We start from the raw sequence: 13701 nt of genomic DNA, 5'->3' as shown, positions 1-13701 counted from the left end.
ACGGCTTGGGGGTGGCGGTCGGGCGCGTGGGGTTCGGGCGCGGTGACGGCTCGCCCGGCTTCGGGTCGTCGCCCGGTTCGCGGGGGACCTTGCCCGAGGCCGACGGGTCCGGCGCGTCGGACTCCGAGCCCGAGTCCGAGCCCGATTCCGATTCCTCGTCCGACTCGGCGTCGGGCCCCTTCTTCGACGAGCCGCTCGGCTCCGGCTTCCCCGACCGCCCGTGGCCGCCGGGTGCGTGGGCACCGCTCCGGGCGCCGTCGCCGCTCACCACCGTCCCGCCGTCTGAGGCCGCGTCACCGCCGTCCCCGGACCCGGTGGAGCGCGTCGGCGAGGGTGCGCCCTCCTCGGAGCCCACGCTCATACAGCCGGCGGTCGCGGCGACCGCGAGCAGCCCGGCGGCCAGCCGGACAGCGGCGTACGGCCTCAGCGGTGGTACGGACAACGGGCGCACGGGCGGGCACCTCCGGGGTGCGGCGACGGGGTCCCCCTGCCCAACTCCCGGCGCCCGGCAGAGGACACGGACCCCGGCACCCTCAGCCGTACCCGAGCGCGTGCAGCCGTTCGTCGTCGATGCCGAAATGGTGGGCGATCTCATGCACGACGGTGATTTCCGACTCGGCCACGACGTCCTCGCGCGACTCGCACATCCGCAGCGTCGGCCCCCGGTAGATGGTGATCCGGTCGGGCAGCACCCCCGCGTACCACTCGCCGCGATCAGTCAGCGGCGTCCCCTCGTACAGCCCGAGCAGCTCGGGGTCGTCCGACGGCGGTTCGTCCTCCACGAACACCGCGACGTTGTCCATCAGCCGCGTCAGCTCCGGCGGGATGCGGTCCAGGGCCTCGGCGACGAGTTCCTCGAACTCCTCGCGTGTCATCTCCAGCACACCGCCATTGTCGGGGATGGCGCCGCATACCCACGCTCGGCATACCCACCCTCGGAAATGGGCATACCGGACCAATGGCCCGCGACATCCGAAGTGCTGCGGCCGCTCTGCGCCGCCGCTACCGTGTGCGCCGTTCGCACCCGGTCAGTGCGCTGGTGCACCCACCGCACCCGTGGTCGCGCGCCTTCGGACTCGTCGTGGTCGTGCTGCTCGGCGCCTGGCTCGGGCTGCTGATCGTGGGCAGTGTGCGCACCCCGGTCGGGCCGATGGACACCACGATGACGCTCCGGCCGTCGCTCTCCGGCGGCACGAAGATCAATATCTCGCCGCTGGGGGCGCTGGAGCTGGACAGCCATGTCGCGCCCATCCGGCTCGACGTGGACGTGGACCAGCTCGACCCGGAGCGCTCCCAGTTCCTGGTCGACCAGCCCGAGCGGCTGACCGGCCTCCAGGAGGAGATCGCGGCCGATGTGCGGGGCGGCACCCTGGATGTGGCGCTGCGCTCCTGTGTGGCCGTGGTCGGCGGTGCCACGGCGCTGGGGCTCGCCGTCTACCGGCGCCCGCGCCGGGCGCTCGCCGCGGGCGGGTTGGCGCTGGCGCTGCTCACGGCGTCCGGTATCAGCGCGTACGCCACCTGGAACCCGAAGTCGGTCCTGGAGCCGAGGTTCTCCGGACTGCTGTCCTCCGCGCCGTCCCTGGTCGGCGACGCCCGCAGCATCGTCAGCGAGTTCGACGTCTACCAGAAGGAGTTGGCCCGGCTGGTCACCAATGTGACCAAGCTGTACGACGCCGCGTCGACCCTTCCCGTGTACGAGCCCGACCCGTCCACCGTCCGGGTGCTCCATGTCTCCGACATCCATCTCAACCCGGCGAGCTGGCACATCATCTCCTCGCTGGTCAAGCAGTACGAGATCGATGTCATCGTCGACACCGGCGACACCATGGACCACGGCTCAGCGGCCGAGAACAGCTTCCTCGACCCCATCCAGCACCTCGGCGCCCCGTACCTCTGGGTGCGCGGCAACCATGACTCGGCGACCACCCAGAGCTATCTCAAGGGTCTGAAGAACGTACGGGTGCTCGACGACGGGAAAGCGGTGAACGTGGCGGGGCTGCGCTTCGCCGGGATCGGCGACCCCGCGTTCACCCCGGACCGTACGGCCGCCGACGAGGGCAAGCCGGTCCAGGAGCTGGCCGGTGTCCGGCTGGCCGCGGCGCTCGGGGCCGAGCGGGAGAAGGGCACGCCGGTGGACATCGCCGCCGCCCACAACCCGGTGGCGGCGCGCGGCACGGACGGCGCGGTGCCGCTGGTGCTCACCGGGCATCTGCACCACCAGAAGATGGAGGTGTTGGAGAACGGCACGCGGCTGCGGATGGAGGGGTCCACGGGTGGCAGCGGGCTGCGCGCGATCGAGGGCGACGAGCCCGCGCCGATCATGGCGTCGGTGCTCTACCTGGACCGGGACACCAAGCTGCTGCAGGCCTGGGACGAGATCAAGCTCGGCGGTCTCGGGCTGACCACGGCCGAGGTCAGCCGCCATCTGCCGAAGGAGAACCAGCCCGGAGCCACTCCCTCGTCGGGTCCGCCGACGCCGCCGAGCCCGCCGACCCCTCGGTCCACCTCGCCGTAGACCGTAAACCGTTTTGGCGATCGCTCCGTGCATCACATATGCTGCTCACGTCCCCGACGCGCTGCAAAGCGCCCACGGCGGGCCCTTAGCCCTCATCGTCTAGTGGCCCAGGACGCCGCCCTTTCAAGGCGGTAGCACGGGTTCGAATCCCGTTGGGGGCACCACAGGTATTCGTTCAAAAGCCCGCTTCCCTTCCGGGGAGCGGGCTTTTGCGTGGTCAGGGGTCAGGGGTCAGGGGAGTCAGGGGTCAGGGCTCAGGACTCAGGGAGCGGGCTTCCGGGCCGTCACGTCTCCGCGGCCCAGCCGCCCGGCGGCGCGTAGCCGTGCGCCGCGGACCAGGCCGCGACCGCTGTGCCCGCTTCCGCCTCGTCGGCACAGCGGCCGCGCATGAACGCGAGCAGGGCCAGGGTCGCCGCCGCCAGTTCCTCCTCGTTCGGCCGGCCGCGCACGATGCGCAGCACCGTGTCTTGTGGCGTTTCCGCAGGCTGTGTCATGGCCGCTCACACCGGGGGGTTGCCGTGTTTGCGGGCGGGGAGTTTGGCCTGCTTGGCGCGGAGCATGGCCAGCGAGCGGATCAGTACGGACCGGGTCTCGGCGGGGTCGATGACGTCGTCGACCAGGCCGCGCTCGGCGGCGTAGTACGGGTGCATCAGCTCGGTCTTGTACTCCTTGACCAGGTGGGCCCGCATCGCCTCCGGGTCGTCCGCGGCGGCGATCTCGCGGCGGAAGACGACGTTCGCCGCGCCCTCGGCGCCCATGACGGCGATCTCGTTGGTCGGCCAGGCGAGCGCCAGGTCGGTGCCGATCGACTGGGAGTCCATGACGATGTACGCGCCGCCGTAGGCCTTGCGCAGGATGACGGAGATCCGCGGGACGGTGGCGTTGCAGTAGGCGTACAGGAGCTTGGCGCCGTGCCGGATGATGCCGTCGTGCTCCTGGTCCTTGCCGGGCAGGAAGCCGGGCACGTCGACCAGGGTGACCAGCGGGATGCTGAAGGCGTCGCAGGTCTGGACGAAGCGGGCGGCTTTTTCACTCGCATGGATGTCCAGGACTCCGGCGTAGGAGGCCGGCTGGTTGGCGACGATGCCGACGGTGTGCCCGTCGAGGCGGGCCAGGCCGCACAGGATGTTGCCCGCCCACAGCTCGTGGACCTCGAAGAAGTCGCCGTCGTCGATGATCTCGGTGATCACGTCGCGCATGTCGTACGAGCGGCCCGGATCGGCCGGGACCAGGTCCAGCAGGGACTCGCCGCGCCGGTCGGCCGGGTCGGTCGCCGGGACGGCGGGCGGCAGTTCGCGGTTGTTGGCGGGCAGCAGGGAGAGCAGGTAGCGGACCTCCTCCAGGCACTCGGCCTCGGTCTCGTGGACGAAGTTCACCGCGCCGGAGATGCCCGCGTGGATGCCGGCGCCGCCGAGGTGCTCGTGCGAGATGTCCTCGCCCGTGACCGCCTTCACCACGTCGGGTCCGGTGATGTACATCTGCGAGATGCCGCGCACCATGAACACGAAGTCGGTGAGGGCCGGTGAGTAGGTGGCGCCGCCCGCGCAGGGGCCGAGCATCACGCTGATCTGCGGGATGACGCCGGATGCGGCGACGTTGCGGCGGAAGATGCCGCCGTAGCCCGCCAGTGCGGTGACGCCTTCCTGGATGCGGGCCCCGGCGCCGTCGCTGAGGCTGACCAGGGGGGCGCCCGCGGTCTCGGCCATGTCCATGATCTTGTGGATCTTCGCCGCGTGTGACTCGCCCAGTGAGCCGCCGAAGATGCGGAAGTCATGAGCGTACGCGAAGACCGTGCGGCCGTGCACCAGGCCCCAGCCGGTCACCACGCCGTCGGTGTACGGGCGTTTGGCCTCCAGGCCGAAGCCGGTGGCCCGGTGTCGGCGCAGGGGCTCGACCTCGGTGAAGGTGCCCTCGTCGAAGAGGAGGTCGAGACGCTCGTGGACGGTCAGTTTGCCCTTGGCCCACTGGGCTTCGGTGGCGCGTTGGCCCGGTCCCTGCCTGGCCTCCTGTTTGACCGCCCGAAGCTCGGCCACGCGCGCGCGCAGATCGGGACTGGACGGCGGTATCGCCGGTGCCGCCGGTGCGACGGCGTCCTGTGCTGGGGTCACCTCAGTTGTGGTCATCTTCCACCCATCCGCTTGAAGCCAGGACTCCTGAAGCCCGGACTTCATTGAAGGCAGGACGGCGCGCGGGAAGCCACAGCTCGAAACCCCTACTGTTCGCCCCGGCGCCCCTATGTCAGTGCGCCAACTGGCTGGATTTGATGACTTGTTGTCGTGCAACTTGCGGCCACCGGCAGCCGCCTCATCCGTCCATAGACTGGCCAATCACGCACAGAAGAACATTTGTTCCGTTCATGGCCGGGGGACTATGTCATGGAGCTCATAGAACGCAGCAACGAGTTGAACCTGCTGGAAGAAGCCCTCTCCGCCACCGTCTCGGGAGGCAGCCGCATCGTTCTGATCGAGGGAGCGGTCGGCTGCGGGAAGAGTGTCCTGATCGACGCGGTCGCCGAGCGGGCGGCATCGGCCGGCTGTGCGGTGCTCCGCGTGGCGGGTTCGCCGGACGAGCGCGAAGTGCCGCTCGGTGTCCTGCGACAGCTGTCGGACGCGGCGTCGGCGGCCGGGCTGCCACCGCTGCCCGTCCCGCCACGCCCGGAATCGGGGCCGCGCCGCGTCGAGTCGACGCGGGAGCTGCGCACCGCGCTGCGCGAGGCGGCGACGGCCACGCCCGTGGTGTGCTGCGTCGACGATCTGCACCATGTGGACGACGCGTCCCTGCACGCTCTTCGCCGTCTCGCCCAGAGCACGGACTCGGCGCGCATCCTGCTGGTGTTCGCCGGTTCCCCGTACCACGCGGTGGCGGGCTCGGACGGCTCCGTGTTCGGTACGGAGCTGCTGCGCCACCCCGGGTTCCGGCGTATCCGGCTGAGCCCGCTGAGCCCGGAAGGGGTGGCCCTGGCCCTGCGGGACCAGGCCGATGTCCCGGCGAACGGCGAGGAGGCCGGGTACCAGCCGCACGTCCTGACGGGCGGCAATCCGCTGCTGCTGCGCGCCCTGTTGGAGGACCGGCGCTTCGCCGCGCCCGGCGGGCTCTTCGCCCAGGCCGTGAGTGTGTGTCTGCGCCGGATCGGTCCGGGTGCCCAGCGGCTCGCCCAGGCGCTGGCGGTACTCGGCGACGACGCGTCACCCGAGCGGGCCGGGCGGCTGCTCGAACTGTCCGCTGCGGCCACCGCGCGGGCTGCGGACGCGCTCGCCACCGCGGGGATGCTGGCCGATGGCCGGTTCCGCGCTCAGGTGGCCACGGCCGCGGCGCTGGAGGGCCTCGCGCCGGACGAGCTCGCCGTACTGCACCGCCGTGCGGCTCAGGTGCTGCACGCGGACTGTGCGCCGATCGGCCCGGTCGCCGGGCATCTCATCGCCTCGGCCACCGCCGACGCGCCCTGGACGGACGTGCCCTGGGCCGCCGACGTGCTGGGCGACCACGCCGAGCAGCTGTTGGCCAAGGACGCGGGACAGCAGGCGCTGAGTGTGCTGAACCTCGCCCGCGAGGCCGCTGTCGGGGAGGAGCGGCGAGCCGACATCACCGCCCGGCTCGCCTCGGTGACCTGGCGGTTCAACCCGGCGGCCGCCGAACGGAAGCTGAGCGCGCCCCTGGAGGAGCTGCGCGCAGGCGGTGGCTGCGGTGCGTGGAATCCGGCGTCGCTCGCCCGGCTGCTGGTGGAGCAGGGGCGGATCTCCGAGGCGCTGGACGTCAACCGGCGGCTCGCCGAGGCGGCCGAGCGCCCCGGCGCCGCGGAACCCCTGGTGGCGTACGAGCCGGTGCGTACCGCCTTCTGGGCCGTACCCGACGCACCGGGCAACGGTGCGGCCGGCGAGCCCGAGCAGCTGCTCGGGACCACCGTGCTGACCGCGGCGAGTCTGCATCCGCTGGTCCACGCGATCCGTTCGCTCACCTGCTCGGCCGAGCCGGAGCGGGCCCTCGCGTGGTGTCAGAAGCTCCAGGAGGAGGCCGCCGGGCGCGGCGCACCGGGCTGGAGCTCGGTGTTCGCCACGCTGCACGCGGAGGTGCTGCTGCACCTCGGTGACCTGCGCGGCGCGGAGGAGGAGGCGCTCGCCGCGGTCGACGGCCTCCCGGAGCGGGGCGGCAGCGCCTTCGCCCTGGCCCCGACCGCCGCGCTGGTCCGGGCCCGCACCCTGCGCGGCAAGCACACGTCGGCGGCCCGGCTGCTCGACCGCCCGATCCGGGACGAGCTGCTGCACAGCGTGCCGGGGCTCGCGTATCTGCGCGCCCGGGGCCTGCACTCGATGGCGTCCAGCCAGTTCCATGCGGCGCTCGCGGACTTCCTCGACATCGGCCGGCTGGTGAAGCGCTGGCATCTGGACCGGCCGGCGCTGCTGCCGTGGCGCACGGACGCCGCCGACGCGCTGATCCGGATCGGCGAGCCGCAGCAGGCCGAGCGGCTGATCGCCCAGCAGATGGCCAGCCCCGACGCGCAGTGGCCGAGGGTCCGCGGTCTGTGTCTGCGGATGCGGGCGGCCATCGCCGAGCCGCGACAGCGGGCCACGCTGCTTGAGCAGGCGGTCGACGAACTGCGCAGGTCCGGGGACCGGATCGAGACCGCCCGCGCGCTGGCCGCGCTGGGCCAGGCCCTGCAGAGCCTGGGCGAGAGCGGCCGGGCCAGCACGGTGACCCGGCGCGCCTGGAACCTGGCGCATGTCTGTGGCGCCGAGGCGCTGCGCGAGGAGATCATGCCGGGCCTGGCCCCCGAGAGCGCGCCGCCCGCGCAGCCACCGGTCGGCCGGACACGTCTCCAGGCCAAGCTCAGCGACTCCGAGCGCCGGGTCGCCGCGCTGGCCGCGCACGGCTACACCAACCGGGAGATCTCGCTGAAGCTCTACGTCACAGTCAGCACCGTCGAGCAGCATCTCACCCGCGTCTACCGGAAGTTGAGCATCTCCCGCAGGCAGGACCTGCCGATCGACCTCCAACTGAACGCCATGGAGATGGCGTAACGCCCCATACGTCCAAGGAGACGGCATGACGTCCGACCGGATCGCGTCCGAGAGCCGGACGTCCGACACACTCCCCACCCGGCTGCGCCTCGGCTACGCCTCGGGGTCGCTGGTGACCGGCACCTTCACCACTGTGCCGGGGCTGCTGCTGCTCCCGTATCTGACGGACACCCTTGGCGTCGGCGCGGCCCTGGCCGGTCTGATCGTGCTGCTGCCCAAGCTGTGGAACGTGGTGCTGAACCCGTTCGTCGGGCGGCTCAGCGATCACACCAGGACCCGTTGGGGGGCCAGACGGCCGTTCGTCCTCGGGGGCGGGCTCGCGACCGCCGCGGCCTTCGGGCTGATGTTCTCGGGTTCCGCCTCAGGGACGCTCGGCGCGGTCTGTGTGGCGCTCGGGTTCTTCCTCCTGGCGTCCGCGTTCGCGCTGTTCCAGGTCCCGTACGTGGCGATCGCCGCCGAGTCCACCACCAGCGCCCGGGCCCGGGTGCGGCTGATCGGCGGCCGGGTGGCCGGGATCGCGGTCGCCGCGCTGGTGGCGGGCTCGGTGGCGCCCGCGCTGGTCGATGCGGGCGGCGGCGGGATCACCGGGCACCGGTGGGCGGGTCTCTTCGGCGCCGTGGTGGTCACCGTCGGGGCGCTCGGGGTGTTCCTGGGGACCGTACGGACGCCCGCCCAGGCGGTGGCGAAGAGCGAGCCGAGCCTGCGCCGCCAGGTCGCGGTGGCGCGCGCCAACCGGCCGTTCATGGCGCTGCTGCGCTGTATGACCGTGCAGGTGGTGGCGACCGGTTCGCTGCTCGCGGGTGCGCCGTACTTCGCGGAGCATGTGCTGGGGCGGTCGGAGGCGACCGGTCTGCTGGTGGCCGCTTTCGTGGCGCCGAACCTCTTCACCATGCCGTGGTGGTCCCGGCTTGGCCGGCGGCGCGGCAACCACGCGGGGTTCGTCCTCGCCTCCTGGGTGGTCGCCGGCGCGGCGGTGCTGTTGTTCGCCGCGCCGCTGCTGCCCACGGCCGCCGTGCTGCTGGTGATGCTGGTGGTCGGCGTGGGGCATGCGGGGCAGCTGCTGTTCATGTACGCGATGCTCACCGATTGCACGGAGCACGACACGGTGCGGACCGGCAAGCGTCAAGCGGGCGTGTTCTCCGGGGTGTTCAGCGGGGGCGAGACCCTGGGTCTGGCCGTCGCGCCGTTCCTGTTCGCGCTGGTGCTGCAGCTGTTCGGATACGTGTCGTCCGAGACGGGTACGGCGGCGGCGCAGTCCGGCACGGCGAAGCTGGGCGTGCTCCTCGGGATCAGCGCGCTGCCGGCCCTGGCCACCCTCGGCGGGCTGGTGCTGCTGCGCGGCTACGACCGGTCGCTGGTCGGCGCGCTGCCCGCTCAGCGCAGCCGGGCGGGCTCCGAGCCCGCCGAGCCGCCGGCACCGTCGGTACCGTCGGCCTGAAGCGGTGTCGCCGTACCGTCGTCGGCGAGCAGTTCGACGCCGGGCCCGAAGGTACGGGTGACCTCGCCGATCTCCTGGGCGTCCTGGCCGTACGGATGGGCCCGCAGCGCCGCGAGCACGGTAGCCGCCGACTCCCGCGCCACGAACAGGCACAGGCACCCCTCCTCGGCCACCCGCAGCGGGTCGACTCCCAGGGTGTCGAAGGTGAGTTGGGCCTCGTACTGGATCGCGAGCGCGGCCGGTTCGATCCTCAGCAGCAGCCCCGCGTCGCGAGCCGCGGCGTCCAGCGTGGCGGCCAGACCGCCGCCGAGCACGCGTACGGCGCGCAGCGCGTCGGGGCCCGCCGCCGTGCGTACGGCCGTCAGCAGGCCGTTCAGCGGGGCGCAGCCGCTCGGCACGAAGACCTCGAAGCCGAGCCCCTCGCGGGTGGAGAGCACATGCGCGGCGTATCCGCCGAGACGCCCGGACAGCACGATGCGGTCGCCCGCGACGGGCGCCGGGGCTGTCAAGGTGTCACACGGCTGTTGACCGAATCCGGTCGCCGCGACGAAGACCCGGTCGGCGTCCCCGGCCCGGACCACCCGGGTGTCCACGGCGACCACCTGGACCCCGGCCTCGGCCGCGGCGTCCCGCACCGACTCGGCGAGCCGCCGCACCTGTCGTACGGGCAGCCCGGCCTCGACGATCAGTGAGAGGGCCAGGGCCCGGGGCTCGGCGCCCGCCGCGGCGAGCTCGTTGACCAGCGCGCATACCGCCACCCGGCCCATGTCCGCGTCACCGAAGAACGGTGGGTCGACGGCGAACGAACCGGTGGCCACAGCGAGTTCATGCCCGGGGTCGGGCGGTGGCACGGAGGTTCCGGCGCCGTGAACCGGCCCCAGGACCTCGGTGAACATCCCGGTCAGTTCCCGGTCCTGCCCGCCGCCCTGCTCGTGGCCGAGTGCGACCTGCCGGTGTGGGAGCGGGTGAACATCTGATGCCATGAGGAAGCCCCCTGTCCAACAGTGGTGGAACGCGACGACCTTGGAGGAAACGGCGCGGGGGCCTCCCCTCGACGTCGAGGAGAGGCCCCTGTCACGCTTCGCAGGTCCGGGTCAGCCCCACCCGTCGTCGTCGGGGCCGCTCGCCACCTGGGCGGGTATGACAATGCCCATGTCATTGGCCGTCTGGGAGGCCGTGGCCGCGCTGGCGGGGCCGGCTGCGGCCAGCCCCAGGCCCAGCACAAGAAGGCCGGCTGCCATCGCGCTCTTGAAGCCGGATGCGAGCATGATTTCCCCCTGAAATCTCACGTCGATCGGTTTCCCCAGCCGCTCTCGGGCTGTTGCGAGCAACCCTGCCTAATTCCAGCACCCGGTCTCAACCGGGGCCCGATGGCTTAAAGTTGCCAGGCATCAAGTGCTCGTCCAGAGACGCGCGAGCAGCCGTCGAGCCAGTCTCAAGCAGATCGCGAGTATGTCGACAGGGGGACCGCACAGCATGTGGGGGATGTCGAGTTCCGGGTTGGATTTTGCCGAGCTGGACCATGTAAGTGCTTCCGCGTACAGATTGGCCGTCCGGGTGGGACGGTTCACCCGCTCCGAGGTCGCCGAGGAGCTCGGTGTCTCCGATGAGCAGGCACACCGGGCCGAGCAGGTCCTGCTCCAGCTCCATCTGCTGCTTCCCACGCCCGGCGACCCGGATGTGCTGTCGCCGGTGAGTCCGGACGCGGCCGCCGCCGAACTGGTCGGGGGGACCGAGAACCAGATACGGGACCTGCAGCAGGCGGTGACGGACATCCGCAGCAGGCTGCTCTCCCTGATGCCCGCCTACTTCGAGGGCCGAAGGCAGCGCAACCGGGTCGAGGCCTTCGACGTGATCAGCGACATCAACATGCTCCGCTCGATGCTCCGCACCCAGCACACACAGTGCCGGTCGGAGATCCTGACGGCCCAGCCGGGCGGTGCGCGCCCGGCGGACATACTGAACGCGGGGCGCAGCCGTACGCTGGACACTCTCGGCCGGGGGGTGCGGATGCGCACCCTCTACCAGCACACGGCCCGCCATGACCTGATCACCAGCGCGTACATCCGTGAAGTGAGCGCCGAGGGAGCCGAGTTCCGCACCAGTGACGAACTCATCGACCGAATGATCATCTATGATCGTGAGGTGGTCTTCGTGCCGGAGCAGTTCTCCAAGGCGGCGCTGCCCGGTGCGGTGGTCATCCGGGAGCCCAATCTGGTCCAGTTCATCTGCCGGGTCTACGAGCACCTGTGGTCCAACGCCACCCCCTTCGTCCCCGACACCGCGCGGCCCGAACCCGTCGCGGACGACGTGAAGCAGGCCATCCTGCGGCTCATGGCCAGGGGCTACAAGGACGAGATGGTGGCCCGGCGCCTGGGCATGGCGGTGCGTACCTGCCGTCGGCACATCGCCGAGATCACCGAGGAGCTCAACGCCACCAGCCGATTCCAGGCGGGTGTCAACGCCGCCCAGGCGGGGTTGCTCGAAGCCGAAAACGACGCGGTGGACCACGGTCCGGGGAAATAGCTGCCAGTCAGCTGTCTGCCACCGGACAGGCCTGTCCTGTGAAGTGCCCTGGAGTCCACCCTGGTGAGGGTATTCGCTGATCCACCGGGGATTGCGGGAGACCCTCAGGCCCCGATCCGGGGAGAGACATGCCAGCAAAGACTTCGACGGCTCAAAGCAAAGTGGAATTCAGCAGTATCGCCACCCACTTGATCCACCATTCAACGACTGAGGGCTTCCATTCACCGGACGCGCCCCTCGTCAGTGAGCAGCACTTCACCCTGACCGGACACGTGCCAAACGGCCACCGGCTCTTCGACGACAGCAACGGGCCGTTCCACGACATCCAGCAGATCGCCCAGGCCGTCAGCGAGACCGGCGCGTTCGTGGGACACCGCTACTTCGGTGTGCCGACGGACCGCGCCGGTGTCTTCTACCGCTTCGACCTGCGGATCACCGACCCGGCACGCTGGCGCCGTGACTCCGGCGGCCGACGCCTCGCCATCCGGCTGAGCGTCCTGCCCGCCCGGATCATCGGCAACGTCCCGCGCACCCTGGACTTCCGGTGCGAGGTCCTCATCGACGACACGCCCTGCTGCGCCGGCAGCGCCAGCCTCGTCTTCCTCGCCCCCGTACTGCACGGCAACTACATCCGGCTCAGCCGCGGTGCCGCCCTGGCCCTGGTGCACCGCCAGGAGCTCCCCCGGCTGCCGGAGGCACCGGCCGAGCCCGCCGCGGTGGGCCGCCGCGATCCGCACAACGTGGTGGTCGGCGAGCCGGCCGACGCGGGCGCCGGGCGACTGGCCGTCCAGGTGCGGGTGCCCGAGCGGCACGCGGTGTTCCCCGTGGCCACCGAGTCGCACACGCCGGGCCTGCTCCTACTGGAAGCCCTGCGGCAGACCTCGCTGCTGGCCGCGAGCCGGATCCGCGGCCTGCCGGCCGAGCGCAGCACGCTGTCCTCGATACAGGCGCACTTCCGCGGCTACGCGGAGCCGGATATGCCGCTGCGCTGTACGGCGGTCCCGGGGGAGCTGGGCGAGGACGCGGCGGGGCGGCCGTTCGTGCCCGTCACGCTGACACTGAGCCAGCAGGGGCGGGCCGTGACCGAGGCGGCCACGGCCGTGCTGCAGGACTTCTGAGTCCCGGACGGTTCCAGGACCGCCGGTCCTCAGGTTTTCAGGGCCCTTCGTACAGCTCCGCGTTGACCGCCTCCACGGTCTCCGCGTCCAGCATCGTGATCAGCCGGGTGTCGAAGGTGCGGCCGAACCCCGCGTCGAACACCGCCGCGCTCACGCAGTAGCCGCTGGGCAGCAGAAACGTCCTGAACGCCCACTCGGCGCCGGTGCCCGGTGTGCCGTCCGGGCGGTGCACCCGCACCGGCTTCCCGTCCGGGCCGAAGCCGAACTCGGTGAAGCGGAACTGCATCCCCTGCCCGATCGCCTTGCTGTACGCCTCCTTGAGCGTCCACAGCCGCACCAGGCCCGCGTTGCGGTCCGACTCCGGGAGATTGGCCAGCGTGACCAGCTCGTACGGGGTGCAGACATGCCGCCCCATGCCCTTGCTGTACAGCTGCCGGTCGGCCAGCTCGGCGTCGACCCCGATCAGGCCCAGCGTGGTGAGCCCCACCAGGAGCAGGTTCTCCGTGTGGCTGAGGCTGATATCGATCTGGTCGCAGCCGCGCAGATACGGGCGGCCGGTGGGCCCGTAGCTCAGCTCCAGCTCCTCGGGGTCGCCGTGCAGCACCGCGCCCGCCGCGTACTTGAGCAGGGTGCGCGATGCCGCGTAGCGCAGCCGGATCTCCGGATGGGCGATGTCCAGATACCGGCTCCAGTCGCGTCCAAGGAGCTGGCGCAGCTCAGGGCCGTCCGACTTCTGCGGTGCCCAGTCCTCGAGCCGGGCGCACAACAGCACCGAGCCGCACTCGGCGAGGTCGGTGCGCACCCGGTCCCAGGTGTCCTCCCTGCCGAGCACCTCGACAGGGTCCCGCAACGGGGGGCCCACAGTGGAGTTGCCAGGGGCCGTCATCGTTCTCCTCCCACGGATGTCCGCCAGGCGCCCGCGGCGTGCGTCCGGATCTGCTCCAGGGTGCGCGCCTCAAGGATCAACCGCATGGGGAGCGCGCGCCCGGTGTCCTCCTCCAGAACAGTCAACAGTCTGAGGAGATAAACGGAATCCCAAACCGGCAACTCGTCCACCATCGTGTCAAGGTCCACCTCCCAGACGTCCAT

At 71.4% G+C, this 13701-nt stretch carries 13 protein-coding genes and 1 tRNA gene; 6 read left to right on the top strand and 8 right to left on the bottom strand.

The genetic code is table 11. The annotated features are described in order from the left end of the window. Together U9R90_RS33770 and U9R90_RS33765 are read right to left on the bottom strand one after the other, a co-directional pair. Positions 1 to 451, bottom strand: a 451-nt coding sequence (locus U9R90_RS33770) for a hypothetical protein (RefSeq protein ID WP_411061079.1), incomplete at its 3' end; no start/stop codon positions are given. A gap of 82 nt (positions 452 to 533) precedes the next feature. Continuing rightward, complete coding sequence (locus U9R90_RS33765) at positions 534 to 884, bottom strand: metallopeptidase family protein (protein ID WP_411061077.1); 351 nt, start codon at positions 882 to 884, stop codon at positions 534 to 536. Positions 885 to 958: 74 nt separating this feature from the next. Between U9R90_RS33765 and U9R90_RS33760 the strand changes: the two genes are divergently transcribed. Then, the gene (locus tag U9R90_RS33760) at positions 959 to 2515 is read left to right on the top strand and encodes a metallophosphoesterase family protein (RefSeq protein WP_411061075.1); all 1557 of its coding nucleotides are present in this window, start codon (positions 959 to 961) and stop codon (positions 2513 to 2515) included. 88 nt (positions 2516 to 2603) lie between these two features. Beyond that, a tRNA-Glu gene (locus tag U9R90_RS33755) sits at positions 2604 to 2679 on the top strand. A gap of 120 nt (positions 2680 to 2799) precedes the next feature. Here U9R90_RS33755 and U9R90_RS33750 read toward each other — a convergent pair. Then, positions 2800 to 3009, bottom strand: coding sequence for an acyl-CoA carboxylase epsilon subunit (locus U9R90_RS33750; protein ID WP_411061073.1), 210 nt, complete (start codon positions 3007 to 3009; stop codon positions 2800 to 2802). 6 nt (positions 3010 to 3015) lie between these two features. Further along, entirely contained in the window at positions 3016 to 4638 is a 1623-nt protein-coding gene (locus U9R90_RS33745) for an acyl-CoA carboxylase subunit beta (protein WP_411061071.1), read from the bottom strand. 252 nt (positions 4639 to 4890) lie between these two features. Between U9R90_RS33745 and U9R90_RS33740 the strand changes: the two genes are divergently transcribed. Together U9R90_RS33740 and U9R90_RS33735 are read left to right on the top strand one after the other, a co-directional pair. Then, on the top strand, positions 4891 to 7530 hold the full coding sequence (locus U9R90_RS33740) for a BREX system ATP-binding domain-containing protein (RefSeq protein WP_411061069.1): 2640 nt from the start codon (positions 4891 to 4893) through the stop codon (positions 7528 to 7530). A 25-nt stretch (positions 7531 to 7555) separates the two neighbouring features. Further along, entirely contained in the window at positions 7556 to 8968 is a 1413-nt protein-coding gene (locus U9R90_RS33735; protein WP_411061067.1) for an MFS transporter, read from the top strand. Here the strand turns inward: U9R90_RS33735 and U9R90_RS33730 are convergent. Then, positions 8905 to 9951 (bottom strand): AIR synthase related protein, encoded by a 1047-nt coding sequence (locus U9R90_RS33730; protein WP_411061066.1) that lies wholly within the window; start codon positions 9949 to 9951, stop codon positions 8905 to 8907. The genes U9R90_RS33735 and U9R90_RS33730 overlap by 64 nt on opposite strands. Positions 9952 to 10062: 111 nt before the next feature. Then, entirely contained in the window at positions 10063 to 10236 is a 174-nt protein-coding gene (locus U9R90_RS33725) for a hypothetical protein (RefSeq protein ID WP_411061064.1), read from the bottom strand. Between the two features lie 289 nt (positions 10237 to 10525). Between U9R90_RS33725 and U9R90_RS33720 the strand changes: the two genes are divergently transcribed. Together U9R90_RS33720 and U9R90_RS33715 are read left to right on the top strand one after the other, a co-directional pair. Further along, positions 10526 to 11494 (top strand): LuxR C-terminal-related transcriptional regulator, encoded by a 969-nt coding sequence (locus tag U9R90_RS33720; protein WP_411061062.1) that lies wholly within the window; start codon positions 10526 to 10528, stop codon positions 11492 to 11494. Positions 11495 to 11766: 272 nt separating this feature from the next. Beyond that, positions 11767 to 12612 carry an AfsA-related hotdog domain-containing protein gene (locus U9R90_RS33715; RefSeq protein WP_411061061.1) on the top strand — a complete coding sequence of 282 codons (846 nt, stop codon included), beginning with the start codon at positions 11767 to 11769 and terminating at the stop codon, positions 12610 to 12612. Between the two features lie 37 nt (positions 12613 to 12649). On the opposite strand, the gene U9R90_RS33710 is transcribed toward U9R90_RS33715, so the two are convergent. Together U9R90_RS33710 and U9R90_RS33705 are read right to left on the bottom strand one after the other, a co-directional pair. After that, the gene (locus tag U9R90_RS33710) at positions 12650 to 13498 is read right to left on the bottom strand and encodes a 4'-phosphopantetheinyl transferase family protein (RefSeq protein WP_411061059.1); all 849 of its coding nucleotides are present in this window, start codon (positions 13496 to 13498) and stop codon (positions 12650 to 12652) included. After that, the gene (locus U9R90_RS33705) at positions 13495 to 13701 is read right to left on the bottom strand and encodes an acyl carrier protein (RefSeq protein WP_411061058.1); all 207 of its coding nucleotides are present in this window, start codon (positions 13699 to 13701) and stop codon (positions 13495 to 13497) included. Before U9R90_RS33705 ends, U9R90_RS33710 begins: the two co-directional genes overlap by 4 nt.

This window comes from Streptomyces sp. E11-3 (genome assembly GCF_046540415.1).
Taxonomy (GTDB): Bacteria; Actinomycetota; Actinomycetes; order Streptomycetales; family Streptomycetaceae; genus Streptomyces.
This window is presented reverse-complemented; position numbering and strand designations above follow the sequence as displayed.

What these genes read in the sequence shown, in the direction of transcription:
- U9R90_RS33760 (WP_411061075.1), top strand. Translation starts at nt 959, where the DNA reads ATGGCCCGCGACATCCGAAGTGCTGCGGCCGCTCTGCGCCGCCGCTAC.
- U9R90_RS33750 (WP_411061073.1), bottom strand. Translation starts at nt 3,009, where the DNA reads ATGACACAGCCTGCGGAAACGCCACAAGACACGGTGCTGCGCATCGTG.
- U9R90_RS33745 (WP_411061071.1), bottom strand. Translation starts at nt 4,638, where the DNA reads ATGACCACAACTGAGGTGACCCCAGCACAGGACGCCGTCGCACCGGCG.
- U9R90_RS33740 (WP_411061069.1), top strand. Translation starts at nt 4,891, where the DNA reads ATGGAGCTCATAGAACGCAGCAACGAGTTGAACCTGCTGGAAGAAGCC.
- U9R90_RS33735 (WP_411061067.1), top strand. Translation starts at nt 7,556, where the DNA reads ATGACGTCCGACCGGATCGCGTCCGAGAGCCGGACGTCCGACACACTC.
- U9R90_RS33730 (WP_411061066.1), bottom strand. Translation starts at nt 9,951, where the DNA reads ATGGCATCAGATGTTCACCCGCTCCCACACCGGCAGGTCGCACTCGGC.
- U9R90_RS33725 (WP_411061064.1), bottom strand. Translation starts at nt 10,236, where the DNA reads ATGCTCGCATCCGGCTTCAAGAGCGCGATGGCAGCCGGCCTTCTTGTG.
- U9R90_RS33710 (WP_411061059.1), bottom strand. Translation starts at nt 13,498, where the DNA reads ATGACGGCCCCTGGCAACTCCACTGTGGGCCCCCCGTTGCGGGACCCT.
- U9R90_RS33705 (WP_411061058.1), bottom strand. Translation starts at nt 13,701, where the DNA reads ATGGACGTCTGGGAGGTGGACCTTGACACGATGGTGGACGAGTTGCCG.